Annotated in this window: 20 protein-coding genes, 1 tRNA gene, 3 pseudogenes and 1 other annotated feature; of the genes and pseudogenes, 15 read left to right on the top strand and 9 right to left on the bottom strand. The window is 72.5% G+C overall.

Annotated features, from left to right (window positions below):
• Positions 1-380: 380 nt before the first annotated feature.
• The gene (locus tag RM590_RS24435; RefSeq protein ID WP_311706846.1) at positions 381-719 is read right to left on the bottom strand and encodes a hypothetical protein; all 339 of its coding nucleotides are present in this window, start codon (positions 717-719) and stop codon (positions 381-383) included.
• A 131-nt stretch (positions 720-850) separates the two neighbouring features.
• Positions 851-1,638 (bottom strand): annotated as a pseudogene (locus tag RM590_RS24430) (hypothetical protein); the annotation flags it as partial.
• Positions 1,639-1,863: 225 nt separating this feature from the next.
• Between RM590_RS24430 and RM590_RS24425 the strand changes: the two are divergent.
• The 3 genes and pseudogenes from RM590_RS24425 to RM590_RS24415 all read left to right on the top strand — a co-directional run.
• Positions 1,864-2,266, top strand: a pseudogene (locus RM590_RS24425) (rhodanese-like domain-containing protein); the annotation flags it as partial.
• Between the two features lie 4 nt (positions 2,267-2,270).
• A complete protein-coding gene (locus RM590_RS24420) occupies positions 2,271-3,479 on the top strand; it encodes an aminotransferase class V-fold PLP-dependent enzyme (RefSeq protein ID WP_311706845.1) in 1,209 nt (402 codons plus the stop codon).
• Between the two features lie 36 nt (positions 3,480-3,515).
• Positions 3,516-4,271 (top strand): class I SAM-dependent methyltransferase, encoded by a 756-nt coding sequence (locus RM590_RS24415; RefSeq protein ID WP_311706844.1) that lies wholly within the window; start codon positions 3,516-3,518, stop codon positions 4,269-4,271.
• Here the strand turns inward: RM590_RS24415 and RM590_RS24410 are convergent.
• From RM590_RS24410 to RM590_RS24400, 3 genes are read right to left on the bottom strand one after another with little or no spacing between them, the layout of a single operon-like run.
• Positions 4,268-4,918, bottom strand: a complete 651-nt coding sequence (locus tag RM590_RS24410) for a TetR/AcrR family transcriptional regulator (RefSeq protein WP_311706843.1) — start codon at positions 4,916-4,918, stop codon at positions 4,268-4,270. The two genes, RM590_RS24415 and RM590_RS24410, sit on opposite strands and share 4 nt — an antisense overlap.
• 58 nt (positions 4,919-4,976) lie before the next feature.
• Complete coding sequence (locus tag RM590_RS24405; RefSeq protein WP_311706842.1) at positions 4,977-6,731, bottom strand: ABC transporter ATP-binding protein; 1,755 nt, start codon at positions 6,729-6,731, stop codon at positions 4,977-4,979.
• A complete protein-coding gene (locus RM590_RS24400; protein WP_311706841.1) occupies positions 6,728-8,533 on the bottom strand; it encodes an ABC transporter ATP-binding protein in 1,806 nt (601 codons plus the stop codon). Before RM590_RS24400 ends, RM590_RS24405 begins: the two co-directional genes overlap by 4 nt.
• A 177-nt stretch (positions 8,534-8,710) precedes the next feature.
• On the opposite strand from RM590_RS24400, the gene RM590_RS24395 reads away from it, so the two are divergent.
• The 7 genes and pseudogenes from RM590_RS24395 to RM590_RS24365 all read left to right on the top strand — a co-directional run bounded on the left by RM590_RS24395 (position 8,711) and on the right by RM590_RS24365 (position 15,409).
• The gene (locus RM590_RS24395; protein ID WP_311706840.1) at positions 8,711-10,276 is read left to right on the top strand and encodes an ABC transporter substrate-binding protein; all 1,566 of its coding nucleotides are present in this window, start codon (positions 8,711-8,713) and stop codon (positions 10,274-10,276) included.
• Positions 10,273-11,244, top strand: coding sequence for an ABC transporter permease (locus RM590_RS24390; RefSeq protein ID WP_311706839.1), 972 nt, complete (start codon positions 10,273-10,275; stop codon positions 11,242-11,244). Before RM590_RS24395 ends, RM590_RS24390 begins: the two co-directional genes overlap by 4 nt.
• The gene (locus RM590_RS24385; RefSeq protein WP_311706838.1) at positions 11,241-12,068 is read left to right on the top strand and encodes an ABC transporter permease subunit; all 828 of its coding nucleotides are present in this window, start codon (positions 11,241-11,243) and stop codon (positions 12,066-12,068) included. Before RM590_RS24390 ends, RM590_RS24385 begins: the two co-directional genes overlap by 4 nt.
• Positions 12,065-13,570 carry an ABC transporter ATP-binding protein gene (locus tag RM590_RS24380; protein WP_311706837.1) on the top strand — a complete coding sequence of 502 codons (1,506 nt, stop codon included), beginning with the start codon at positions 12,065-12,067 and terminating at the stop codon, positions 13,568-13,570. The genes RM590_RS24385 and RM590_RS24380 overlap by 4 nt, the downstream gene beginning before the upstream one ends.
• Positions 13,571-13,657: 87 nt before the next feature.
• A pseudogene (locus RM590_RS24375) lies at positions 13,658-13,789 on the top strand (transcriptional regulator); the annotation flags it as partial.
• A gap of 128 nt (positions 13,790-13,917) precedes the next feature.
• On the top strand, positions 13,918-14,088 hold the full coding sequence (gene rpmF, locus RM590_RS24370; RefSeq protein ID WP_311706836.1) for a 50S ribosomal protein L32: 171 nt from the start codon (positions 13,918-13,920) through the stop codon (positions 14,086-14,088).
• Positions 14,089-14,204: 116 nt separating this feature from the next.
• Positions 14,205-15,409 (top strand): IS3 family transposase gene (locus RM590_RS24365; protein WP_311706835.1). Its coding sequence is split into 2 segments (ribosomal slippage): positions 14,205-14,484 and positions 14,484-15,409, totalling 1,206 coding nucleotides; the frame shifts between segments, so codons are not numbered across the junction.
• Positions 14,483-14,596 (top strand) — a sequence feature (AL1L pseudoknot). Its footprint overlaps the gene before it by 114 nt.
• 327 nt (positions 15,410-15,736) lie before the next feature.
• Here RM590_RS24365 and RM590_RS24360 read toward each other — a convergent pair.
• Positions 15,737-15,824, bottom strand: a tRNA-Leu gene (locus RM590_RS24360).
• Positions 15,825-15,983: 159 nt separating this feature from the next.
• On the opposite strand from RM590_RS24360, the gene RM590_RS24355 reads away from it, so the two are divergent.
• The 3 genes from RM590_RS24355 to RM590_RS24345 all read left to right on the top strand — a co-directional run bounded on the left by RM590_RS24355 (position 15,984) and on the right by RM590_RS24345 (position 18,558).
• A complete protein-coding gene (locus RM590_RS24355; protein ID WP_311706834.1) occupies positions 15,984-17,324 on the top strand; it encodes a M20/M25/M40 family metallo-hydrolase in 1,341 nt (446 codons plus the stop codon).
• Between the two features lie 146 nt (positions 17,325-17,470).
• Complete coding sequence (locus RM590_RS24350) at positions 17,471-17,704, top strand: chaplin (RefSeq protein ID WP_311706833.1); 234 nt, start codon at positions 17,471-17,473, stop codon at positions 17,702-17,704.
• 143 nt (positions 17,705-17,847) lie between these two features.
• Positions 17,848-18,558 (top strand): chaplin, encoded by a 711-nt coding sequence (locus RM590_RS24345; RefSeq protein WP_311706832.1) that lies wholly within the window; start codon positions 17,848-17,850, stop codon positions 18,556-18,558.
• Between the two features lie 55 nt (positions 18,559-18,613).
• Here RM590_RS24345 and RM590_RS24340 read toward each other — a convergent pair whose 3' ends face one another.
• A complete protein-coding gene (locus RM590_RS24340) occupies positions 18,614-18,802 on the bottom strand; it encodes a DUF5703 family protein (protein ID WP_311706831.1) in 189 nt (62 codons plus the stop codon).
• 47 nt (positions 18,803-18,849) lie between these two features.
• On the opposite strand from RM590_RS24340, the gene RM590_RS24335 reads away from it, so the two are divergent.
• A complete protein-coding gene (locus RM590_RS24335; protein WP_311706830.1) occupies positions 18,850-19,509 on the top strand; it encodes a hypothetical protein in 660 nt (219 codons plus the stop codon).
• Between the two features lie 238 nt (positions 19,510-19,747).
• On the opposite strand, the gene RM590_RS24330 is transcribed toward RM590_RS24335, so the two are convergent.
• Both RM590_RS24330 and RM590_RS24325 read right to left on the bottom strand, forming a co-directional pair.
• The gene (locus RM590_RS24330; RefSeq protein WP_394813963.1) at positions 19,748-21,646 is read right to left on the bottom strand and encodes a helix-hairpin-helix domain-containing protein; all 1,899 of its coding nucleotides are present in this window, start codon (positions 21,644-21,646) and stop codon (positions 19,748-19,750) included.
• A complete protein-coding gene (locus RM590_RS24325; RefSeq protein WP_311706828.1) occupies positions 21,631-22,617 on the bottom strand; it encodes an aldo/keto reductase in 987 nt (328 codons plus the stop codon). Before RM590_RS24325 ends, RM590_RS24330 begins: the two co-directional genes overlap by 16 nt.
• A gap of 85 nt (positions 22,618-22,702) precedes the next feature.
• Between RM590_RS24325 and RM590_RS24320 the strand changes: the two genes are divergently transcribed.
• Complete coding sequence (locus RM590_RS24320; protein ID WP_311706827.1) at positions 22,703-23,752, top strand: LLM class F420-dependent oxidoreductase; 1,050 nt, start codon at positions 22,703-22,705, stop codon at positions 23,750-23,752.
• Positions 23,753-23,766 lie beyond the last annotated feature (14 nt).

Genomic DNA, 23,766 nt, shown 5'->3' with positions numbered 1-23,766 from the left:
CCGGCGGCGGCCTGCGGGTGGCAGCGCTCGTCGGGCAGCGGCGTGAACGAGGTCCAGGCGGTGATGAACCGAGCATCTCGCCGTCCCGGGCGGCGCGTGCGACAGCCGCCGTGAACCCGCGATACCGGGCGTGGACCACAAGCTCCTCCAGGTAGGCGTCGGCGCGGGCCTCGTCCTCATGCCACGGCGGGGCACAGAACGCCTCGGCACAGGCGGTCCGTATCTCCCGCGTGAGCCGGCAGGTGGTCCCCGGTGACGACTCTCACGACGGCATCCATCAGGCCGCCCCTCTCCCTATTGCACATGGTCAGCAATAAGGATGGAGCGCAACGGAGGGCCGGCGCCCCTCCGTTGCGCCGGCCCGTGACATCAGGGTCTGGTCAGTGTTGCTGGGCGACCACGCCGCTGAGCTCGTTGGGGGTCTCCGGCAGGGTGATCGTGTTCACCACCTCACCCGAGGTCAGGTCCACCGCGTGGAGCTCCTTGGTGGCCGGGTCGGTGACGTAGGCGGTGTGGTCGCGCACGAAGATCGCCGGGCGGGGCTGCTGCCACTCCAGGGGCTCGGTCCACGGCTCGTCGATGACCGGGATGGTGTCCACCACCTCGGCGCTCTCGGTGTCGATGACGTGGATCTGGCCGTCGTAGCCGAGGACGAGGGCCTGTATCGAGTTCCCGGTCGGATCAGCCCGCGGCGTCAGACGCGGTGCATCGCAAGGCACCGGATCGCAGCTCATACCCGGCCGTATTCGCGCGATTCGGCTGGGGGCACCTCCCAGACGGAGTCTGGGGGAGCGGCGAGGTGCCGTGACTGGCGTCGCGGGCCCGGGCGGGAACTCGATACAGGCCCTGGGGCCTCGCCTTCGGGGCCGCGCGCCAGGGAGCGGAAGGTGTAGCTCGTATCGAGGTCGACGCGGGTCAGGGTGGCGTCGCGGGTGTTGATGAGGGTGACCTGCTCGGGGCGTTCGAGTTCGGCGTGGGGGTCCTGCTTGTAGTCGCCGAGCACGACGGGGGAGGCATCGGTGCCCGCCTGGTTGCCGATGCGGCCGTAGTCGGTGGGGCTGTCGACCTTGGTGATGCCGCGCCGTCGCGGTAGATCAGGACGCCGTCCTCGCAGCCGATGACGACGGCCTCGTCCTGCGCGGTGGCCTCGCCGTGGACGCCGGGGCAGTCTTCGTTGCGGGCGATCTCCTCGCGGTTCTCGTCGAGCACGAGGATGCCGGTGCGCTCCTCCTCGGTGCCGAGGGTGACGAGTTCGCCGCTCGCCAGCTCGATCGCCACGCCGTGGTGGGGGTCGGCCGCGGTGTAGTTCCCGGTCTCGGGCATGCCGTCGCCCAGGTCGTGCGGGTCGAAGCTGGTGACCTCGCCGGTTCCGTCCGTGAAGAGCACGTTGCGGACGACGTGGCCCGGCTCGGCGCCCTCGAACGCCACGTCCGTCAGCTCGCCACCGGCCGCGTCCAGGACACGGAACCCGGAGGAGGTGGAGACCAGGACGCGGCGGTCGTCGCCGGCCGGGTTGACGCGGTTGAAGCCCTCGAGCGGGATGTCCTCCGCGATCTCGTGTGTCTGGCCGTCGATGACGTACAGGCCGCCGTCGTAGGTGACGACGATCGGGTCAGCCACCGACGCCGCGCCGTCCGTCTGTGCCGGCTCCGACGCCGACCACGCCCGGCTATTTGCCTGGTTCCGGGTCACGCGCTGGTCAGGGCAGTCAGGTTGACGTTGTCCGTTCATTCGAGTCGATGACGACTCCCGGTGGCCATGATCCGTGGATCCTGTGTCGGGGCACAGCCACCGTGAACGATTCATTCATTCACCTGGCGAGAAGAGGTGGATGCAGGGCAGGTCACGCGTCATCTTGCCTTTCAGCAGCGCTGGCCGGAGCTCTTCGGCCGCCCGCCGCACTGGAACGCGGTGGCCGCCCTGACCGAGGCGGAGGCGCGGTCGGCCACTGTCGTCGACACCGAACAGGCCCGGCGATGGATCGAACGGGGAGCGACCGCTGGTGATCGACCTGCCCGGCCCGCACGCGTACGCCGCCCTGCACATCGAGGGATCGGTCAACATCGTGGACGAGTTCTTTGACGAACTCGTCCGGGGCGGCCTGCCGTTCAGCAAGCGGCAGCCCGTGCTGCTGGCCTGCCCGGTCGGCGAGAAGTCCGCCCGGTACGCCGCGCTGCTGACCCGGATGGGCCACTCGGATGTGCGCAGCCTCGCCGGCGGCATTATCGCCTGGCGCGACGCGGGCGCGCCGCTCGTACGGGACTGACCCGGTGTCCGCCCTCGCCGCGGAGGCGGCGGACCTGCGGCCGTGGCACAGCGCGCTGCGCACTGAGTTCCCCATCATCACGAACCACCCCGAACTGGCCTTTCCGGACAGCGCCGCCACCTCGCAGAAGCCGCAGGCCGTGCTGGACGCCGCCCACACGTACCTCACCACAAGCAACGCCAACGCCGGGCGGGGCGCCTACCCGTGGGCCAACAGGACGACGGATCTGGTGGAACGGACCAGGACCCGGGTGAAGGAATTCCTCGGCGACCCCACCCCGGAGCGCTCCGGCGTCCACTTCGTCGGGGGAACCACCGAGGGCCTGCGGGTCGTGGCCCTCGACTGGCTCGCCTCCTGGCTCACCGACGGCGACGAGATCATCGTCCCCTACGCCGACCACCAGGCGAACCTCTCCCCCTGGCTGGAGGCCCGGCGGCTGCTCGCCCGTCAGGGCATCGGGGTCCGCGTCCGCCCGTTGCCCTACCAGGCCGCCTCCGGCGACTACGACCCGGCGGCGCTGGCCGCCATGACCGGCCCGCGGACCCGCTTCGTCGCCGCCACGCACGTGCACCACGTCTATGGCGGGGACATGAACGTCCACCGGCTGCGCGAGGCGGTGGGACCCGAGGTGCCGATCTGCCTGGACGCCGCCCAGAGCATCGGCCACCTGCCGGTGTCGGTGGCCGACCTCGACGTCGACTTCGTCGTCTTCTCCGGCCACAAGGCGATGGCTCTGCCGGGCACCGGCGCCGTGTGGGCCGGTGGGGCGCGCGGCCCGGCGTTCCGCCCCGGCGGCTGGAGTGGAACGCCGAACACCGTGGGCATCGCGGGCCTTCACGCCGCCCTTGACTGGCTGGACGCCGCGGGCACGGACCGGATCGAGCGGTGGACGCTCGCCCTGACGGCACGGCTGACCGACGGCCTGCGCCGGCTGTCGCCGTACGGGATCCTGGGCTGCCAGCTCAGCCTGCCCGCCAGCTCCGGCGTGCAGCGCCGCCTCGGCATCGTCACCTTCCGGCACCGCGACAGCCCCTCCGATGACCTCGGCTTCATCCTCTACAGCCACGGCTTCATGGTGCGCGCCGACAGCCTCTGCCAGGTCGGCGCGGAGGAGAGCGACGACAAGAGGGGCTCCGTGCGCGTCAGCCTGCACGTCTACAACACCCCCGAGGAGATCGAGCGGCTGCTGTCCGTCCTCGCCTCGCTCACCTGAGAGATATGGGAACCATTTCCATTAGGGTGAGGGTGCATGGGAGTGAGCATGGCGACGGCCGAGATGTGGGTCGAGCGCTGGGAACGCCAGCAGCAGCGGTATGCCGTCGACCGCGAGGAGCGGTTCACGGTGATCGCCGACGTGGTCGAGCACGTCACCGCCGGGCGCACGAGGCCGCTGCTGGTCGATCTGGGCTGCGGCCCGGGATCGCTGGCCGCCCGGCTGGCCACGCGGTTGCCGCACGCGGACATCGTGGCCGTGGACATGGACCCGCTGCTGCTGGAGCTCGGCCGGACGCACCACACGCGCGTGGCGCGGTTCGTGGACGCCGAGATCGGCGCGGACGGGTGGATCGCCGCCCTGGACCTGGACCGCCCCCTCGACGCGGCCGTCTCCACGACCGCGCTGCACTATCTCCCGGAGCCGGTCCTGCGACGCGCCTACGAGGAACTCGCGGCGCTGCTCCGCCCGGGCGGCGTACTGGTCAACGCCGACCACCTGCCGCAGGACGGTGCGCCGACCGCTGAGATCGCGGCCCATGTGGGACGACGCCGGGCGGCGCGGTCACGGACGCACCAGCACGAGGACTGGGCGTCCTGGTGGGCCGCGGCGGCGCGCGACCCGGAGCTGGCGGACCTCTTCGCCGGGCGGCTGCGACGGCTGCCCGCACACGGCGGCGACAACCAGTTGACGGTGTCCCGCCACGTCGCGCTGCTGCGCCAGGCGGGCTTCGCACACGTCAGCCCGGTCTGGCAGTTCGGCGACAGCCACGTGCTCGTCGCGACCCGTTAGACCCGTGGGTGGAGGAGTCCGTCGAGGAGGCGTTGGAGGTTTTCCGGGAACCAGTCGCCTGGCGGGCCGGCGGCGAAGGCGGCCATGGCGGCGGCCAGGGCGGGGTAGGTCTCCGGGGAGGCCGCGCGAGTCATCTCGGCGGCGAAGTTGCCGGTGGTCTCGGGGTGGGTGTGCAGGAGTTCGCCCGCGGTGTACTGCCAGAGCAGGCCGTAGGCGACCATCGAGTCGCGGGGGCTGAGCCCGGCGGTGCCGAGGGCGGCGAAGAGGCGTTCCAGGAGGGGGAGGATCGAAGGGCCGGCGAGGCGTTGGCTGACGATGAGCCGGACCGCCCACGGGTCCTGCCGCAGGGCGTCGTGGATGGCGGTCAGCACGGCGGTGATCTCCGAGCGCGGGTCGGCCACCGGGGGTGGCACCGACCGGCTCACGCTCTGGGCGACCTCGTCGAGCATCGCGATCAGCAGGGCCTGGCGGTCCTCGACGTGGCGGTAGAGGGACATGGGGGCGGTGCCGAGTTCCTCGGCGAGCCGTCGCATGGTCACCGCCGCGAGTCCCTCGGCCCGTACCAGGCGCAGTGCCTCGGCGACGATCGCCGTCCGGTTGAGCTGTCGCCGTGGGCGGCGCGTGGTCGGTCGCCGTGAGCTGGTCATCGCCTCGTCGCGTCTGGGGGTCGGGGGTCCGGGGGCGGCGGTCAGTATCGCACGGTGGTCAGCCGGCCGCGCCGGAGGCGGGGACGCGCCAGTGGCGTGCCCTGGTCTGGGCGGCCCACATGGCGGCGTACCGGCCCTCGGCGGCGAGCAGTTCGCGGTGGGTGCCGCGTTCGGTGATGCGGCCGTCGTCCAGGACCAGGATCTGGTCGGCGCCCGCCACGGTGGTCAGCCGGTGCGCGATGACGAGGACGGTCTTGTCCGCCACGAGGGCGTCGATGGCCCTTTGGACGGTCACCTCGCTCTCGGTGTCGAGCGCGGCGGTCGGTTCGTCGAGCAGGACGATGGGGGCGTTCTTCAGGATGGCGCGGGCGATGGAGAGGCGCTGCCTTTCGCCGCCGGAGAGGGAGCCGCCGATCTCGCCGACCGGGGTGTTGTAGCCGTGCGGCAGCCGGGAGACGAAGTCGTGCACGCCCGCCGCGCGGGCGGCGGTCTTGATCTCCTCGTCGTCGGCCTCGGGCCTGGCCATGGCGATGTTGGCGCGGATGGTGTCGTCGAAGAGGTAGACGTCCTGGAAGACGACGGAGACCTGGCGGTAGATCTCGGCGGGGTCGGCGCCTCGCAGGTCGGTGCCGCCGATCCGTACGGTGCCGGTGGCGGGGTCGGCGTAGCGGGTGAGGAGCCGGGTGATGGTGGTCTTGCCGGAGCCGGAGGGTCCGACGAGCGCGGTGAGGCTGCGTTGGGGGGCGGTGAAGGAGACGCCGCGCAGGATCGGTGTGCCGTCGTCGTAGCCGAAGGTGACGTTCTCGAAGGAGAGTTCGTGGCCGGTGATGGGGGTGGGTGGTTCCGCGACCGGCAGCGGACGGGTGTCCAGCACCTCGCCCACCCGCTCCAGGGCGGCGTCGGTCATCTCGAAGACGGAGGTCATGGTGGAGGCGGTGGCCAGGGGTTCGGCGAAGCGGGCGGCGCCTGCGGTGACGGCGATCAGCAGGGGGGCGGACATGTCGAGGTCGAGCACGAGGGCGGCGCCGACGGCGACCATGGCGACGAGGCAGAGCTGGACGAAGCTTGAGGCCAGCAGGGCGGGCCAGGTCAGCCGGTTCTGAAAGTGTGTCATCTCCTCCCCCTGGTCCTTCAGCGCGGCCACCAGCCGCCGGGAGGAGGGTCCCGTCTGGCCGGCGGCCTTGAGTACCGGCAGGCCCTGGACGTACTCCACGATGCGGTTGGCGGCGGCCGCGTCGGCGGTGTCCAGGCGCCGGAAGCCGGTGCCGGCACGGCGTTGTATCCGGCGGACGAGGAACGCGGCGAACGGGGTGGAGACGGCGAGCACGAGGCCGAGCCGCCAGTCGGTCACCAGGATCACCACGCCGAGCACGGTGGGCACGGCGACCAGCTGCGTGAAGAGCAGCCCGATCGCGGAGGCGCCCATGGTGGCGTTGGCGACGTTGCCGCCGACGACGGTGGTGAGGTCGCCCGCCGCGCGCCGTTCCAGTTCCCGCTGCGGCATGGTGCGCAGCTTCTCGCCCACCCGTAGCCGTACGTCGGCCACCACCTCGGCCCACGTGCCGTACTGGAAGCGGAGCTCGTCCAGGCGCAGTGCCAGCTCGACGGCGTAGCAGGCGATGAAGGCGGCGAACCAGGCCCAGGCGGTGGCCTCGTCGACCGGGTCGCGGGTGAGTTCGTACAGCAGGGGGATGAGGGTGGCGTAGGCCGCGGCCTGGGCGAGGGAGGCGAGGAGCGAGGAGCGCAGGGCGCGGCGGAACTCGCGGCGGTAGCCGCCCGCGGCGAGCATCATCAGGCGCAAGATTCTTCTCATCGGTTCACCGCCGTGGTGTCGAGGCCCAGTCCCGCTCCCAGTCCCCAGGAGCGGGCGCGTTGGTGGTGGTCCCACAGCCGGGCGTAGCGGCCGTCGGCGGCGAGCAGTTGCGGGTGGGTGCCGCGTTCGGCGACCCGGCCCTGGTCGAGCACGATGATCTGGTCCGCGTCCACCACGGTGGAAAGGCGGTGGGCGATGACCACGACGGTCCTGCCGCGGGTGAGGCGGGCGATGCCTTCCTGGATGGCGGCCTCGTTCTCGGGGTCGGCGAAGGCCGTGGCCTCGTCGAGTACGACGACGGGCGCGTCGGAGAGCATGGCGCGGGCGATGGTGATGCGCTGCCGCTGGCCGCCCGAGAGCCGGGCGCCGCGTTCGCCGACGGGGGTGTCGTAGCCCTGGGGGAGTTCATGCACGATGAAGTCGTGGGCCTGCGCGGCGCGGGCGGCGGCGTGCATCTCCTCCTCGGTGGCGTCGGGGCGGGCCAGTCGGATGTTCTCGGCGACGGTGTCGGCGAGCAGGAAGGGGTCCTGGAAGACGAGGGCCACCTGCCGCAGCAGGCGTTCGGAGGTGATCTGCCGCACGTCCACGCCGCCGATGCTCACCTCGCCCTCGGTGACGTCCCAGAAGCGGGGGATGAGCCGCGCGATGGTGGATTTGCCGGAGCCGGAGACGCCGACGAGCGCGCAGACCGTGCCGTCCGGGATGTCCAGGTCCACGCCGTCCAGGGCGAGGCGCGCGCCGTCGGCGTCTCCGCCCCGGCCGTAGGAGAAGCGCACGCCGTGGAAGCGGACGGAGCCGTCGGCCGGCTCGCGCGGCTGGGCGGGTTCCGGCAGCGGGGGGATGCCCAGCAGCTCGGCGATCCTGGCGGCGCCGGCTTTCGACTCGTTGATGTGGTGGGAGAGGTACATCAGCGGCAGGACCGACTCGACGGGCAGCGTGCCGAGGATCAGGGCGCCGAGCAGGTCGGCGGGCGAGATGGTGCCGTTGGCCGTCAGCCAGATGCCGCAGGCCAGCACGATGGCGAGAGTCGGCAGTGGGGCCATGGCCAGCCTGGTGTAGATCATCACGGGTCGGGTGCTGTCCTGCCAGGCGGAGGTCGCGGCGGTGAAGTCGTCCACGCGCCGCGCGAAGCGCCGGAAGGACTGGGTCCCGTCGTCGAAGGTGCGGACCACCGGCATGCCCTGCACGAACTCGACGACAGCGGCGTTGATGGCCTCGTTCGCCTCGTCATAGCGGCGCCGGTTCGCGGCGAAGTCCCTGGTCGCCAGCCGCATGCCGGTCATCACGATCGGCACGGTGGCCAGCACCGCGAGCAGCAGCCGCCAGTCGATGAGGCCCAGGGCGGCGAGGGCGGCCACCGGCTGGGCAAGGGTGAAGCCCAGCAGCGGCGTGGAGTCGGCCACGGCGATGTGCAGGGCGCGGACGTCGTCCTGGACGACCTTCTTGACCGCTCCGGAGCCCAGGCGCTGGACCTCGCCGAGCGGGATGCGCCCGAGGTGCCCGGCGAGCTGGGTGCGCAGGTGGACCTCCAGGTCGAACGAGGCCAGGTGCGAGACGTGGAAGGACGCCGCGCGCAGGCCGAACCGGGCCAGCAGCCCGGCGAGAGCGCCGGCCAGCTGCGCGGCCACGGCCTGCCCGTCGGGATCGGCGTCGAGCAACTCCCGGAGGGCTAGGGCGATCAGCGCGAAGCCGGCGACGCCGAGGACGGCGCCGAGCGCGGCGAGCGCGATCGCGGCGGCCAGCCGGGAGCGCACCGGGGTCACGACGCGCGTCAGCGCCGCCCCGGGGTCGGTGGATGTCACGGCGGTGTTCCTCCATCCCTTGGCAGCGAGCCCGAGAGCGTACATAGTACGCATGATTAGATGAAAACAGATGTCGTTTACTCTTCGGAAGAGTCCACGATGAAGTGGGAGCGAGCAACCCTCGTGGCATGTCTCGCGAAGTAAGGTAACCCTAATTTTTGCGTACGGAGGTACGTTATGTCGTGGACTCGTCGTGATGTGCTGCGCCTGACGGGGATGACCGCTGGCGCGGTGGCCGGCTGGTCACTGCTCGCTGCCTGCGGCTCGTCGTCGGACGGCTCGGCAGGGCCGGTCGAGGGTGCCGGGACCGCCGCCCCGCGCCGGGGCGGCACGGTCAGGCTCGCGTTCGCCGGTGGCGGCGCGGGCGAGAGCCTGGACCCGTTCGCCGCGTACAGCCCGGCCGACCTGGTCCGTGGCCTGGTGCTGTTCGACCGGCTCTTCAACGTCCTCGACGGCGCGCCGTCGCCTGCCCTCGCGGTCAGCGCCGAACCGGCGGCCGACGCCATGTCGTTCACACTGACGCTGCGCCAGAACGTGACCTGGCACGACGGCTCGCCCCTGACGGCGGCCGATGTCGCCTACAGCCTGGCGTACCTCACCGGCCCCGGCCGCACGTTCGCCAGTGAGCTGCCCGCGTACCTGGACATCGAGCGGGTCTCGGCCGACGGCGAGCTCACGCTCACCGTGCCGACGCTCCGGCCGGTCGGAGACCCGGCGACGCTGCTGGCCGGAGCCGCCATGACGGTCATCAAGGAGGGGACGACCTCGTTCTCCCCGGGGGAGGTGCTGGGCACCGGGGCCTTCCGCGTCACGGCCTTCGAGGCGGGCCGCGAGGCGCGGCTGACCCGCTACGAGGACTACTGGGGCGGACCCGCGCCCGCCGACGAGCTGGTCATCGTCAGCGTCGACGAGGCCCAGGCCCGGGTGAACGCCGCCCAGGGAGGGCAGGTCGACTACGCCTCGGACATCCCCTACACCGCCGCCCGGACCGGTGCGGGCGCGGCGGGCCTTGAGGTCCGTGACGCCGGGGCTGGCCACCGGCACGGCTACGGCTTCGTGCTCAACACCACACGCGAGCTGATGGCCGACCCCCGGGTGCGGATGGCGCTGCGGCTGGGCGTGGACCGGCAGGCGCTGGTGGACACCGTCTTTCTCGGCTACGGAACGCCGGGCAACGACCTGTTCGGCCACGGCGCCCAGTACTTCGCCGACGGCATCCCGGCGCTGGAGCGCGACACCGACCGGGCGCGCGCGCTGCTCGCCGAGGCCGGCGCCGACGGCGCGCGGCTGACCATCCGCAGCGGCGACTACGAGGTGGGGCTCAACGCCTCCACCGAGCTCTTCGTCGAGCAGCTGCGGGAGCTCGGGCTCGACGCGCGGGCGCAGATCGTCAGCAGCACCGAATACTTCGACCCAGAGGGGATCGCCGCAGCCGACGCACTGGCGTTCACGCTCGGGCCCTTCCTGCTGCACGTGATCTACAACCGATCGGCCGCGTTCCCCTCACTTGCCTTCGAGGACGAGGAGCTGGAGCAGGCGCTCGCGGACGCCGCCGCCGCGACGCGGGAGGGCGAGCGGGCCCGGGCCTGGCGCGCCGCGCAGGAGGTCATGGCCGACCGGGGCAACTGGGTGGTGTGGGGTCTTGGCGACGTGCTCAGCCTCGCCCGCGAGGATCTCACCGGCGTTGAGGTGCGCGAGTCGCCGAAGTACCCGTATGTCGGCGAGGCGGGCTTCACCGCATGACACGACGTGACATGGCGCACCGCGCGATACGCCTGCTCGCCGGACGGCTCGCCGTCACCGGCGGCCTGCTGCTCCTGCTGTCCGTGGTGGTGTTCGCCGGCACGGACCTGCTGCCCGGCGATCCGGCGACCGCCCGCCTCGGCGGGCTGGGGCCCGCAGAGGTGGCCGAGGCCCGGGCCAGGCTCGGCCTCGACCGTCCCCTGGCCGAGCGCTACGGCGAGTGGGTGACCGGCCTGCTCCGCGGCGACCTGGGCACTTCGGCCGAAGGCCGGCCCGTCGGCGAGTTGCTGTCCGAGCGGCTCGGCAACTCGCTGCTGCTCGCGGGCCTGACACTCGCCGTGCTGGTCCCCGGCTCGCTGCTGCTCGGCGTCGCGGCCGGTCTGCGCCAGGGTCGGGCGGTGGACCGCGCGGTGACGACGGGGATGCTGCTGCTGGCCGCCGTGCCCGAGTTCGTGGTGGCCGGCGGGCTGGTGCTCCTCTTCGCGGTCACTCTCGGCTGGCTCCCGGCGGTGTCCCTGGTGCCCGCCGGTGCCAGCCCGCTGTCGGTCCCCGAGGTCCTGGTCCTGCCGGTCCTCAGCCTGCTCCTGCTGGGACTGGCCTACGCCACACGGCTGATCCGGGCCGCCACCGCCGCCGCCGCGCGCGCCCCGCACGTGGAGTTCATGCGGATCAACGGACTCCCGCCCCGCACGGTGCTGCGCGAGGGCGTGCTGCCCGCGGTCCTCCCGGTCGCGCTGCAGGTCTGGCTGACCACCGGCGCCGGGCTCATCGGCGGCGCCGTCCTCGTCGAGCGCGTCTTCGGCTACCCCGGCATCGGAGACGTCCTGATCAGGGCGGTGCAAAGCGGCGACCTCCCCGTCGTCCAGGCCCTGGCGATGCTGCTGGGCGGCGTCATGCTGCTGGCGCTCTTCGCCGCCGACCTGAGCACCCGGGCCCTCACCCCCGTGCTGCGGACGGCCGGCCGATGACAGACAGGACCGGAACGGGCACCGGAAGACCGGCGATCACGGCGACCAGCGCGGCGGTGCTGCTCCTGCTCCTCGCGATGGCCCTGCTCGGCCCGCTGCTCGCACCGCACTCACCGACCAGCCCGGTCGGCGTCCCCTACGAGGCACCGGGTGGCACGGCGCCGCTCGGTACCGACCACCTGGGGCGTGACGTGCTCTCCCGGGTGCTGTCCGGTGGACTGCCCATGCTGGCCACGAGCCTGGCGGCCGCCGTGCTCGGCTCGCTGATCGGCGTCACGGCGGGGCTGTGGGCCGCGCTGGCCGGCGCCCGGCGGGCCTGGGCGGAAGGCGTGGTGCTGCGCCCGCTGGACGCCGTCGCCGCCCTGCCTCCGCTGTTCGTGCTGCTGCTGGCCCTCACGGCGCTGCCCGGGCGTGCCGGGGTCATCGCCGCCGTCGCGGTGGCCGGCGCTCCGCTGTCGGCGCGGGTCGTCCGCGCGGCGGCGGCCCAGGCGGTGAGCCGGGGACACGTCGAGGCGGCCGTGGCGCGGGGCGAGAGCACCGCCTGGCTGCTCGGCCGGGAACTGCTGCCACTCGTCGCGGGCCCGGCCGCCGCCGACCTGGGCCTCCGCTTCGTCGGCGCCATCTACCTGGTCACCGCCGCGGGATTCCTCGGTCTCGGCGTGGGGCAGACGGACTGGGGCCTGCTGATCGCCGAGGCGCTGCCCGGCGCCGCCCTCCAGCCGACCGCGCTCGCCGTCCCGGTGCTGCTGGTGGCGGCACTCGGCGTGTGCGTCAACCTGCTGGCCGATGACGTGCTGCGGCGGTGGCGGACGGTGGCAGCATGAACGGCCCTCTGGTGGCCGTCTCGGACCTGTGGGTGCGAGCCGGGGACCGGGCCGTCCTCCAAGGAGTCGACTTCACCCTGCGCGCGGGCGAGTCGATCGCCGTGGCCGGCGCCTCGGGTTCGGGAAAGACGACCACCGCGCTGGCCGTGCTCGGGCACCTGCGGGACGGCTTGCGGCACACCGCAGGCACTGTCCGCCTCGCCGGGCGGGACATGCTGCCCGTGCCACCCCCGGGCCTGCGCGGTGGGCTGGCCGGCTATCTCGGCCAGGACCCGAGCGCCTCCCTGAACCCCTACCGGCGGGTGTCGTCCATCCTCCTGACCGCCCTCGGCAGGCCACCACGTGCCGAACGAGGGGACTCGGTGGCCCGGTTGCTGACCCGGGTGGGCCTCGACCCCGGGCTGGCCGGCCGCTATCCGCACCAGCTCTCCGGCGGCCAGCAGCAGCGGGTCGCCCTGGCGTCCGCGCTGGCCCGCCGCCCACGGCTGCTGGTACTGGACGAGCCGACCAGCGCGCTGGACGCCGACGCCGCCCGCGACATCCGGGGCGAGCTGATCGGCCTGCGGAACGCCGGTGTCTCCTTGCTGTGGATCACCCACGACCTCGACGCGGTGGCCGACGCGGTGGACCGCGTGCTGGTCTTCGCGGACGGCCACGTGGTGGACGACGCACCTCACGCCGACCTGCTGGCCTCGCCGGTGTCGCCCCAGGCCAGGGCCCTGGTTGCGGCCACGGCGGCGCAACGCCCGCCGCGCCCGGCAAGTGCTTCCGACACCCCGCCCGCCGTCCCCCTGCTCCGCGTCCGGGATCTCACGGTTCGTTATCCCGGCGGCGCCGACGTGCTGCGCGAGGTGTCGCTGGACGCGTACGCTGGCCGGTGCCTCGTCGTGGTCGGCGCCTCGGGAGCCGGGAAGAGCACGCTGGCGCGGTCCCTGGCCGGTCTCCACCCGCCCACGCGAGGAACCATCCTGCTCGGGAACACCGCGCTCGCGCCGGACATCCGCTCCCGTACCCAGGCCGAGCGCGCCGCCCTCCAACTCGTCGCCCAGGACCCGGCCGGCGCCCTCCATCCCAGGCAGGACGTCCACACCGCGCTGACCCGGCCCCTGCGCCTGTTCCACGGCATACGCGGCCGGGGCGAACTGACGGCGGAGATCACCCGGCTGCTGGACATGGTCCGGCTGCCCGCCGACCACGCCCGCCGGATGCCGGGCGAACTCTCCGGCGGCGAACGCCAACGCGTGGCCCTGGCCCGCGCCCTGGCCGCCCGGCCCCGGCTGCTGATCTGCGACGAGGTCACCGCCGCACTGGACGCGGTGACCGGCACGGCGATCCTGGAACTCCTCGCCGGCCTCAGCGACTCCCACGGCCTCGGCATCGTGCTGATCACCCACAGCAGCCAGGTGACCCGGTATCTGGCCGACGAGGTGCTGCACCTGACGGAAGGCAGACCCGGATCGCGGGGGCTGATCGCCGGCATTCCCCGGAAGGAGCGGGTCTGACCGGCCGGCCCGGCGGCGCACCAGGCGCACGCCGGTGAGGCACCCCGCCGCGAGTTTCTCGCGGCCGCGCGCCACGACGAGACCACCGTGGCCTTGGTCGCCGCCACGCTCCGGGCCCCTGGCCACGCCCTCCCGCCTGCTGATCCTCACCAATCCCCGCACCCCGTGACCGAACTCGCCGCCGCCATCGGCATGGAGCAGTCCGCCGTCTCCCACCAGCTGCGCCTGCTGGGCCTGGTCGCCGGCCGCCGCCACGCATCCACGGAGCCGCCTCGACCAGATAATAATGGGTCCCATTTTCATGTAGCCTTTGTGCCGTTGTGGCGCCCACCCACCGAGGAGACCTCATGGCCGTCCCCAAGCGGAAGATGTCCCGTAGCAACACCCGTCACCGCCGCGCCCAGTGGAAGGCCCTCACGCCGCAGCTCGTACCGATCATGATCGACGGCTCCACCCATCTGGTACCGCGGCGACTGGTCAGGGCGTACCAGCGCGGGCTGCTGCGCCCCGAGGGCTGACCGGCGATGGCGTTCGAGCGACTGCCCGTCACCGTCCTGTCCGGGTTCCTCGGAGCGGGCAAGACTGAACCGCCCCGGCTGTGGTGGGGACCGCCAAGCCTGGGAGGATCAGGACCATGCCCGCACCCAAGAAGTACCCGGACGAGCTGCGTGAGCGCGTGGTGCGCCTCGTGTTCGAGACGCGTGAGCGGTCCGGACAAAAGGCCGGCGCCATCGCCCGTGTGGCGGACCAGTTGGGAATCAACCGCGAGACTCTGCGGAACTGGGTCAGCCGTGCTGAAATCGACTCAGGAGAGCGTCCGGGAACGTCCACTGCTGATGCGCAGCGGACCGCGGAACTGGAGCGAGAAAACCGCGAGCTGCGGCGGGCTAACGAGATTCTGAAAGCTGCCTCGGCTTTCTTCGCGCGGGAGCTCGACCCGCGACCGCCACGCTAGTCGAATTCGTCGATGAGCACAGGGAGACGTACGGAGTCGAGCCGATCTGTGCGCAGATACAGGTTGCTCCGTCCACCTACTACGCGGCGAAGACGCGGCCACGCTCAGCGCGGTCTCTTCGCGACGAGGAGCTGTGCAAGGAGATATCACGCGTGTACGAGGAGAACTACGGTGTCTACGGCGCGCGGAAGGTCTGGCGGCAGTTGCGCCGCGAGGGCATTGACGTGGCGCGGTGCACCGTCGAGCGCCTCATGCGGACGCTGGGCCTGGCCGGGGCCCTGCGCGGCGGGGCCAGGCGGCGCACCACTGTGCCTGATCCGGCCGCCCAGCGGTCGGCTGACCTGGTGAAGCGCGTGTTCGCCGCCGAGCGCCCGAACCGCCTGTGGGTGGCGGACCCCACCTACGTGGCGACCTGGTCCGGTATGGCGTATGTCGCGTTCGTCGTCGATGTGTATTCCAGGAGAATCGTAGGATGGCGCGCCGCTGCACATATGCGTACCGACCTCCCGCTCGATGCCCTGGAAATGGCGGTGTGGCATCGTGACGACGCGCTCAAGGAGTTGATACATCACTCTGATCGCGGCTCGCAATATACATCCATCCGTTACACCGAACGGCTCGTGGAAGCCGGTTGCAGACCATCCGTCGGCTCGACCGGAGACTCATACGACAACGCCCTCGCCGAATCGGTGATCGGGCTATACAAGACGGAGCTTGTACGCCGGCGAGGGCCGTGGCGCACGCTCGATGATCTCGAACTCGCCACGCTCGAATGGGTGGACTGGTACAACCACCGCAGAATCCACAGCGCGATCGGGAATGTGACACCGGAAGAATACGAGAACGCCTTCTACTCTGATAGAGTTCACGCCGAAGCGCAATGAACCCGGTCTCCACCGGCCCCGGGGCGGTTCACTCACCACTCTCGCCGGCACACCACCGAGCTGACCCACCCGCAAGCGCCCCACCATCCCCTGCACCAAGTGGTCGCCTCGCCCTGCCCGGAAATGCGTCGGCACCTCTCCCGCACGTTGGTCGAGCAGCATCAGAGCAGCCCCACCAGTCGGATAAAACCACGCATAGCGGGCGCACGGATAGGTCATCCGCTATCCCAGGTCCCACCCCTCACCCACAGCAACGAACCCCCGCTCCGGACATCTCCAGAGCGGGGGTTCTGTCAATCTGACCTGGGCAATTACGTGAATTACCCGTGGTGTCCGAGGGGGGACTTGAACCCCCACGCCCTTAAACGGGCACTAGCACCTCAAGCTAGCGCGTCTGCCATTCCGCCACCCGGACAGGGTGTGCGCGCCGCGGTGTGGGAGCCGGGGCGACGTGGGGAAACCATAGCAAAGTCCGGGGGGCTTGATCTCCCTCCGGGCCCCGGGGAAGCGGGCCTTGGGGGTGGTGCGCCGACGGGGGAGGATGGGGGCGGACACCATCGCACGAGGAGGCAGCGTGAGCCAGACGAGCCCGACACGGGAAGGTACCGCAGGCAGCCGGAGCGCGGAGGACGAGGTCGTCGGTCTCTGCCGTGACCTGATCCGGATCGACACGAGCAACTACGGGGACCACTCCGGCCCCGGCGAGCGCGCCGCCGCCGAGTACGTGGCCGAGCAACTGGCCGAGGTCGGGCTCGAACCGCGCATCTTCGAGTCGCACCCGGGCCGGGCGTCGACCGTGGCGCGGATCGAGGGGGCCGACCCCTCGCGGCCCGCGCTGCTCATCCATGGGCACACCGATGTGGTGCCGGCGAACGCCGCCGACTGGACCCACCACCCGTTCTCCGGCGAGATCGCCGACGGGTGCGTGTGGGGACGCGGCGCCGTCGACATGAAGGACATGGACGCCATGACCCTCGCCGTCATCCGGGACCGGTTGCGCTCGGGCCGCAAGCCGCCCCGGGACGTCGTGGTCGCCTTCCTGGCGGACGAGGAGGCCGGCGGGCTGTACGGCGCGCGGTACCTCGTCGATCACCACCCCGAGCTCTTCGAGGGCGTGACCGAGGCGATCAGCGAGGTCGGTGGCTTCTCGTTCACCGTGAACGAAAACCTCCGGCTCTATCTGATCGAAACCGCTCAGAAGGGCATGCACTGGATGCGCCTCACGGTCGAGGGCACCGCCGGGCACGGGTCCATGACCAACAACGACAACGCCATCACCGAGCTGTGCGAGGCCGTGGCCCGGCTCGGCCGGCACAAGTTCCCGGTGCGGGTGACCAAGACCGTGCGGTCCTTCCTGGACGAGCTCTCCGACGCCCTCGGCGTCGAGCTGGACCCGGAGGACATGGAGGAGACGCTGGCCCGGCTCGGCGGGATCGCCAAGATCATCGGCGCCACGCTCCAGAACACCGCCGCGCCCACCCAGCTCGGCGCCGGCTACAAGGTCAACGTCATCCCGGGCCAGGCGACCGCGCACGTGGACGGGCGTTTCCTGCCGGGGTTCGAGGAGGAGTTCCTGGCCGATCTCGACCGGATCCTCGGCCCGCGCGTCAAGCGTGAGGACGTGCACTCGGACAAGGCGCTGGAGACGACGTTCGACGGCGCCCTGGTCGACGCCATGCAGTCCGCCCTCCAGGCCGAGGACCCGGTCGCGCGCGCCGTTCCGTACATGCTCTCCGGGGGCACGGACGCCAAGTCGTTCGACGATCTGGGCATCCGCGGCTTCGGGTTCGCGCCGCTGAAGCTGCCGCCGGAGCTGGACTTCGCGGGCATGTTCCACGGTGTCGACGAGCGGGTGCCGGTTGACGGGCTGAAGTTCGGCGTTCGCGTGCTGGACCGGTTCCTCGACCAGTGCTAGGGGGTTTCCGCCGTCCGGAATCGACCAAATGTGCGTCGTTCCTCAAGCTGAGTGAAAGAACGCGACGTTTCGTGCCCTTGTTTCACCTCTCTCGTTGCAGCAAGTGCAGTCCCCGGCTGGGACCGCATTGTCAACAAGGAGGAAGAATGATCAAGAAGGTCGTCGCCGTCGCGGCTGCCACCAGCGGCCTGATGCTGGCTGGTGCGGGCCTGGCCACCGCGGACTCCAACGCCAAGGGCGCCGCGGTGGGCTCTCCCGGTGTCATCTCCGGCAACGTTGTCCAGGTGCCCATCCACGTGCCGATCAATGTCTGCGGGAACACCGTTTCCATCGTCGGCCTGCTGAACCCCGCCTTCGGCAACACCTGCATCAACCACTGAGGCCCGCGCCCCATTCCATGAGGGCTTGAGCCGCGGCCCCGGAGTGCGAGCTGCGCGCTCCGGGGTCGTTCAGCTTGACGGGCGGGCGCGGGTGCCCTCACCCCCCACCCCGCGTCCCACAAGAACTAGGCAGGGGAATCACCATGCGACAGGTCACGAAAAAGGGCCTGATCACCGTTGCCGCCGCCGGCGGCTTGCTGGCGTTGTCGGGCGGCACCTCGTACGCCGACTCCAACGCCGAGGGCGGCGCGGCGAACTCTCCGGGCGTCGGCTCGGGCAATTCCGTTCAGGTTCCGGTCGAGGTGCCGGTCAATTTGTGCGGAAACACTGTGAATGTGGTCGGCGTGCTTAACCCGGCGTTCGGGAACAACTGCGCCAACGTCGGTCACGGACACGGCGGCGGGGGCGGAAGCGGCGCCCACGCGGACGCCGAGACGCACGGGTCGCCCGGCGTGATCTCGGGCAACTCCGCCCAGGTCCCGGTCAATGTGCCGGTGAACGCCTGCGGCAACAGCGTTTCGCTGGTCGGTCTGCTCAGCCCCGTCTTCGGCAATAGCTGCGTCAACGGCGAGCAGCCGCAGCCGGACGCGCCCCAGACGGAGCAGCCCGAGACGCTGCCCGCCCCCGTGGCGGACCAGCCGCTGGACGGCGGCGAGCCGGTCGACGAGGAGCCCGCGCCCGCGGACACCCCGGTCACCGTCGAGGACGACGAGGGCGAGGACGAGTCGGACATCCCGCAGCTCGCGGCGACCGGTGGCGGTCTGCCGATCGCCGCGGCGCTCCCGATGGGCGCCGGGCTGCTGATTGGCGGCGTGGTGCTCTACCGGCGCGGCAGGATGGCGCACCGCGGCTGAGCGGTCGCGGCATCGTTCGCACGAGTGGGTCCCGCCCGGAGGCGGGGCCCACTCGTCACCATGTGGCTCGGAGCTGGCGGATGATGCGCCGGCGCAGTCGGACCCGGCGGCTTCCATCGGGGTACAGGCGAAGACGGGCCAACTCCCAGTGGCCGTACTCCGCGTGGTCGGTCAGCAGGCGGACGGCGGCGGCGCGGGAGACCCCACGCGGCACGTACACATCGCGAAACTCATATTCCGGCATCGCATCTATTGTGCGGGCAAGCCCTGGATGCCGATACCGTCTGCACCATGTCTGATGCTGTGCAGCCCACGGCTGCCCAAGTCCGTGCCGCCGCCGACGCGCTCAAAGAGGCGATCGACCGGCACCTCGCCGCCATCGAACGGCGTGCCTCCGCGCCCGAAGCGGGAGCCGAGGCGGATGCCGCGGTGTTCACCGCGTTCAACGAGATGGCCGCCGCGGGCGAGGCGTACGACGAGCTGCTGTACGACGTCTATGACGAGGTCACTCCCTTCGAAGTGCCCGAGACGGACGGCGGTTCGGTCTACGCGGGCCCGGAGGAACCGGACGCGCTGAGCGTGTTCATCCGCCGGGACTACACGGTTGTCGAGCCCCGGCGGCTGCTGGCCCAGGCACAACGCGTCGCCGAACTCGACCCGGAGGCCGCCGACGAGACGGCGCCCGAAGGCGAGGAGGCCGCCGGCCGGAGCATGCAGGCCGCGCTGGGCGTGCTGTTCGGCGAGTTCGATCCGGACGAGATCGCCACCCGTTACAAGGAGTTCGGCCTGGAGGAGGGCGACTCCACGCTGTGGGTGACCGCTTCCGACGAACCCGCGGAGCCGGGGGAGTGGCTGGCCGCCCCCTTCGACTCGGTCGATCCCGAACGGGTCATCTGCCGCTTCGACATCAGCGAGGCCTTCGAGGAGGACGACTTGGACGCCGTGCAATAGGGCCGCGACATCGGGGAGGGCCCGTCGGTCGGCCGGACGGGCCCCTAGGGCCTGTATCGAGTTCCCGCCCGGGCCCGCGACGCCAGTCACGGCACCTCGCCGCTCCCCCAGACTCCGTCTGGGAGGTGCCCCCAGCCGAATCGCGCGAATACGGCCGGGTATGAGCTGCGATCCGGTGCCTTGCGATGCACCGCGTCTGACGCCGCGGGCTGATCCGACCGGGAACTCGATACAGGCCCTAGTCGGCGGGGGCCGAGGCGGCCGCCTGCTCGGCCAGCAGCGCGCGCAGACGCGTCGTCCGCGGCTCCCCGGGCCGCTCGCCGACCGCCTGGGCGAGCGCCGGACCGGCCCCCTGCACCACGGACAGGTGGCGCTCGCCGCGGCTGAACGCCGTGTAGACCCAGGGCCGGTCGATGACCGGGGCCGCGTCGCCCGGCAGCACCACCACGGCCGCCGGCCAGCGGCTCCCGGCCGCCTGGTGCGCGGTGATGGCCCAGCCGTGCCGCACCGTGTCGGCAACGGCCTCCCGGGCCACCCGGAACCGGCCGTCCGAGTCCGTCAGCCACAGGCCCTCGGCGTCGGCGTCGGCCACCGTCGCCAGCCGCGTCCGCCCCGGGGCGGGGGAGTGCGCGACCCGGTCACCGGGGTCGAACCCGCCGAACCGGCCGGGGCCGGGGTTGAGACGGTCCTTCAGCGCGGCGTTCAGCGCGCGCGTGCCCGCCGCGCCGCCATGGCCGGGGGTGATGACCCGCACCTCCTCCGCGGGCACGCCGAAGGCGCGCGGGACGGAGTCCGCGACGAGCTGGACCGTGCGGTGCACGGCCTCGCCCGCGTCGCGCACCGGCACGGTCACCACCTCGTTCTCCGGAGCGGCCACCTGCGCCAACTCGCCGACGCCGATGCCCGACACCAGCTCCCCGACCGGACCCGGGTCCGGCGTCCGGGAGGCGATGTGCGGGCAGAGGCCGGCGCCCAGCACGTCCGTGAGCACCTGGCCCGGGCCGGCCGCGCCGAGCAGCAGGGGATCGCCGCTGAGCACCAGCCGGGCGCCGTCGGGCAGCGACTCGACCAGCGCGGCGGTGGCCTCCGCGCCGAGCTGGGCGGCGTCGAGCACGGCGAGCAGATCGACGGGCAGCAGCCCCTCGGCGTCCCGCTCGGGGCCCTCGGCGCCGGTCAGCAGCCCGGTCACCGTCACCGCCGCGCCGTCCGGCAGCGCCGCCGCCAGCCGCCGCCGGCCGTCCTCGGTGTGTGTGGCGGCGTACGCGCGCAGGCCCAGCGAACGGGCCGCCGCGACGAGCGCGGCCGGCTCCGCCCGGGCCGCCTCCCCGCCCGTGTGCACGACGAGCGCGGCGCCGGCCGCGGCCCGGATCAGCTCGGCGGCGGACGCCGAGGGCGCCGCGCCGGCCGCCGCCGCCCAGTCCGCGTCGCCCCCGGGCGCGGAGCCGAACGTGGCGCCCAGCCGGGCCAGTCCGTCCGCCAGGCTCTCCTCGGCCAGGGCGTACCGGTCCAGGCCGAGCAGCACCCGCACCGGCGCCTCCTCCTCGCCGCCGGCCGGCCGGTCGGCCACCGCGTGCTGGAGGACCAGCACCGCGCCCGCCTCGATCGCGTCGCGCACCGCGGCGTCGGGGTCCGGCACCGCGTGCCCGACCAGGCCCTTCGCGATCGCCGCGGGCTCCAGCGCGGTGTGCCCGGCGAGCGCGGCGCGCTCCAGCAGCCAGACCGTCAGCGCGCGGGTGCGGCGCTCGTCGTCCGGGGCGCAGTCGTCGCCCAGCAACGCGCGGGCGAAGCCGTCCGCCTGCTCTGGGCGGACGCCGGCCACCGCGAGCAGCCGCCACGGGTCGGCGCGCAACTCCTCGGCCGCGCCCTCGCCCAGCGCCGACACCACCCTGGGCGCCAGGGACTCCGGGGCGCCGCCCGCCGCCAGCAGCGCCGGGACGTCCGCGGGAACGGACACGAGGCGTGGCGGGGCGCCCTCGCCCGCCGGGCGGCGGGCCGCGGCGCGCGGCGGCGGCGCGGGCCGGGTGAAGAAGTCGGCGGCGGAACGCTCGCCGCGCTCCACGGCCCGCACGGCGGCGCGCAGTTCGGCGGCCGGGTCCTGGGGAGGCGTGGCGTTCTCGGCGGTCACAGCGAGCTCCAGTCCTGGTCGGGGTAGCGGTGCACGGGCGCCGACACATCGTCCAGCGCCCGCCGGATCTCTTCCGGAAGGCTAAGGTCCTCCACTGACAACGCCTCGGCGAGCTGCCGTGCCGTGCGCGCCCCCACGATCGGCGCCGCCACCCCGGGTCGGTCCCGCACCCAGGCCAGCGCCACCTGCAACGGCGTGACCGCGAGCCCGTCGGCCGCTATCGACACCGCGTCCACGATCCGGCCCGCCGCCTCGTCCAGGTACGGCGCGACGAACGGCGCCAACTGCTCGGACGCGCCCCGGGAACCGGGCGGCAGCGCGCCCTGCCGGTACTTGCCGGTGAGCACCCCGCGGCCCAGCGGCGAGGAGGGCAGCAGCCCGATGCCCAGATCGAGCGCGGCGGGCAGCACCTCGCGTTCCACTCCGCGCTGGAGCAGCGAGTACTCCATCTGCGTGCTGGCCAGCCGGGTCCGCGCGCCCGGCGCCGCCAGTTGCCAGGTGGCGGCCTTGGCGAGCTGCCAGCCGCAGAAGTTGGACACCCCGGCGTAGCGGGCCCGCCCGCTGCCGACCGCCGTCTCCAGCGCCTGGAGCGTCTCCTCCAGGGGCGTGGCGGGATCGAAGGCGTGGACCTGCCACAGGTCCACGTACTCGGTGCCCAGGCGTTCCAGGGAGGCGTCCAGCGCGGACAGCAGATGGCCGCGCGAGGCGTCGAAGCGGCGGTCGGGGTCCGGCACGCTGCCCGCCTTCGTCGCGATGACGAGGTCGCGCCGCGGCACCAGGCCGCCGAGCAGCCGGCCCAGCAGATACTCCGCGCCGCCGTCCGCGTAGACGTCGGCGGTGTCCACCAGGGTGCCGCCGGCCTCCCAGAACGTCTTCAGCAGCTCCGAGGCATCCTGTTCCCCGGTGTCCCTCCCCCAGGTGAGGGTGCCGAGTCCGAGGCGGGAGACGCGCAGGCCGGTCCGGCCCAGGTGCCTGAGATCCATGGGCGTTGAGCGTACTTGCGGCGGCGCGTTACAGTCCGGGGGACCGGTGGGTTACTGGACGGTAAGAACGGCTGGAGGAGCGCGAATGCGACTCGGAATCAATCTGGGCTACTGGGGAGCCGGGATGGACGCGGACAATCTCGCCGTGGCCCAGGAGGCCGACCGGCTCGGCTACGCGGTCTGCTGGGCCGCCGAGGCCTACGGCTCGGACGCCCCCACGGTGCTCGCCTGGGTCGCCGCCCAGACGCGGAGCATCGACGTGGGCTCCGGCATCCTCCAGATCCCGGCCCGCGCCCCGGCCATGACCGCGATGACCGCCGCCACTCTGGACGCCCTCTCCGGCGGGCGGTTCCGCCTTGGCCTCGGGGTGTCCGGGCCGCAGGTCTCCGAGGGCTGGTACGGCGTCGGGTTCGACAAGCCCCTCGCCCGCACCCGCGAGTACGTCGAGATCGTCCGCAAGGCGATGTCCCGCGAACGGCTGACCCACGACGGCGAGCACTGGACGCTGCCGCTGCCCGGCGGCCCGGGGAAGCCGCTGCGGCTCACCGTGCACCCGGTGCGGGAGCGCATCCCGCTGTACATCGCCGCCATCGGCCCCAGGAACCTCACCCAGACCGGCGAGATCGCGGACGGCGCGCTGCTGGTCTTCTTCGCGCCGGAGCACGCGGAGGAGACGACGCTGGCGCCGGTGCGCGCCGGGCGCGCCAAGGCCGGACTGGACCTGGACGGTTTTGACATCGTGCCGACCGTTCCCATGGCCGTCGGCGACGATCTGACCGCGCTGGCCGACCACTTCCGCCCGTACACCGCGCTCTACGTCGGCGGCATGGGCAGCCGCGAGCAGAACTTCTACAACCGGCTGGCCCGGCGCATGGGGTACGAGAAGGAGGCCGCCGAGATCCAGGACCTCTACCTCGCCGGGGACAAGAACGCCGCCGCCGCGGCCGTTCCGCACCGGCTCATCGACTCCACCACGCTGATCGGCTCCCGGGAACGGATCGCTGACCGCATGCGGGCCTACGCCGAGGCCGGCGTGACGACCCTGTCGCTGGCCCCGGCCGGTTTCACGCTCCCGGAGCGCATCGCGTCGCTGCGCGCCGGGGCCGAAGCGCTCGAACTCGCCGGTCTCGCCTGACCTACCCTGGCGGC

It is taken from the genome of Streptomyces litchfieldiae (assembly GCF_031845365.1).
GTDB lineage: Bacteria > Actinomycetota > Actinomycetes > Streptomycetales > Streptomycetaceae > Streptomyces > Streptomyces litchfieldiae.
The sequence above is the reverse complement of the archived record's forward strand: the minus strand, read 5'-3'. Positions and strand labels throughout refer to the sequence as shown.

What these genes read in the sequence shown, in the direction of transcription:
- RM590_RS24415 (WP_311706844.1), top strand. Translation starts at nt 3,516, where the DNA reads ATGGGAGTGAGCATGGCGACGGCCGAGATGTGGGTCGAGCGCTGGGAA.
- RM590_RS24410 (WP_311706843.1), bottom strand. Translation starts at nt 4,918, where the DNA reads ATGACCAGCTCACGGCGACCGACCACGCGCCGCCCACGGCGACAGCTC.
- RM590_RS24405 (WP_311706842.1), bottom strand. Translation starts at nt 6,731, where the DNA reads ATGAGAAGAATCTTGCGCCTGATGATGCTCGCCGCGGGCGGCTACCGC.
- RM590_RS24395 (WP_311706840.1), top strand. Translation starts at nt 8,711, where the DNA reads ATGTCGTGGACTCGTCGTGATGTGCTGCGCCTGACGGGGATGACCGCT.
- RM590_RS24390 (WP_311706839.1), top strand. Translation starts at nt 10,273, where the DNA reads ATGACACGACGTGACATGGCGCACCGCGCGATACGCCTGCTCGCCGGA.
- RM590_RS24385 (WP_311706838.1), top strand. Translation starts at nt 11,241, where the DNA reads ATGACAGACAGGACCGGAACGGGCACCGGAAGACCGGCGATCACGGCG.
- RM590_RS24380 (WP_311706837.1), top strand. Translation starts at nt 12,065, where the DNA reads ATGAACGGCCCTCTGGTGGCCGTCTCGGACCTGTGGGTGCGAGCCGGG.
- rpmF (WP_311706836.1), top strand. Translation starts at nt 13,918, where the DNA reads ATGGCCGTCCCCAAGCGGAAGATGTCCCGTAGCAACACCCGTCACCGC.
- RM590_RS24350 (WP_311706833.1), top strand. Translation starts at nt 17,471, where the DNA reads ATGATCAAGAAGGTCGTCGCCGTCGCGGCTGCCACCAGCGGCCTGATG.
- RM590_RS24345 (WP_311706832.1), top strand. Translation starts at nt 17,848, where the DNA reads ATGCGACAGGTCACGAAAAAGGGCCTGATCACCGTTGCCGCCGCCGGC.
- RM590_RS24340 (WP_311706831.1), bottom strand. Translation starts at nt 18,802, where the DNA reads ATGCCGGAATATGAGTTTCGCGATGTGTACGTGCCGCGTGGGGTCTCC.
- RM590_RS24335 (WP_311706830.1), top strand. Translation starts at nt 18,850, where the DNA reads ATGTCTGATGCTGTGCAGCCCACGGCTGCCCAAGTCCGTGCCGCCGCC.
- RM590_RS24325 (WP_311706828.1), bottom strand. Translation starts at nt 22,617, where the DNA reads ATGGATCTCAGGCACCTGGGCCGGACCGGCCTGCGCGTCTCCCGCCTC.
- RM590_RS24320 (WP_311706827.1), top strand. Translation starts at nt 22,703, where the DNA reads ATGCGACTCGGAATCAATCTGGGCTACTGGGGAGCCGGGATGGACGCG.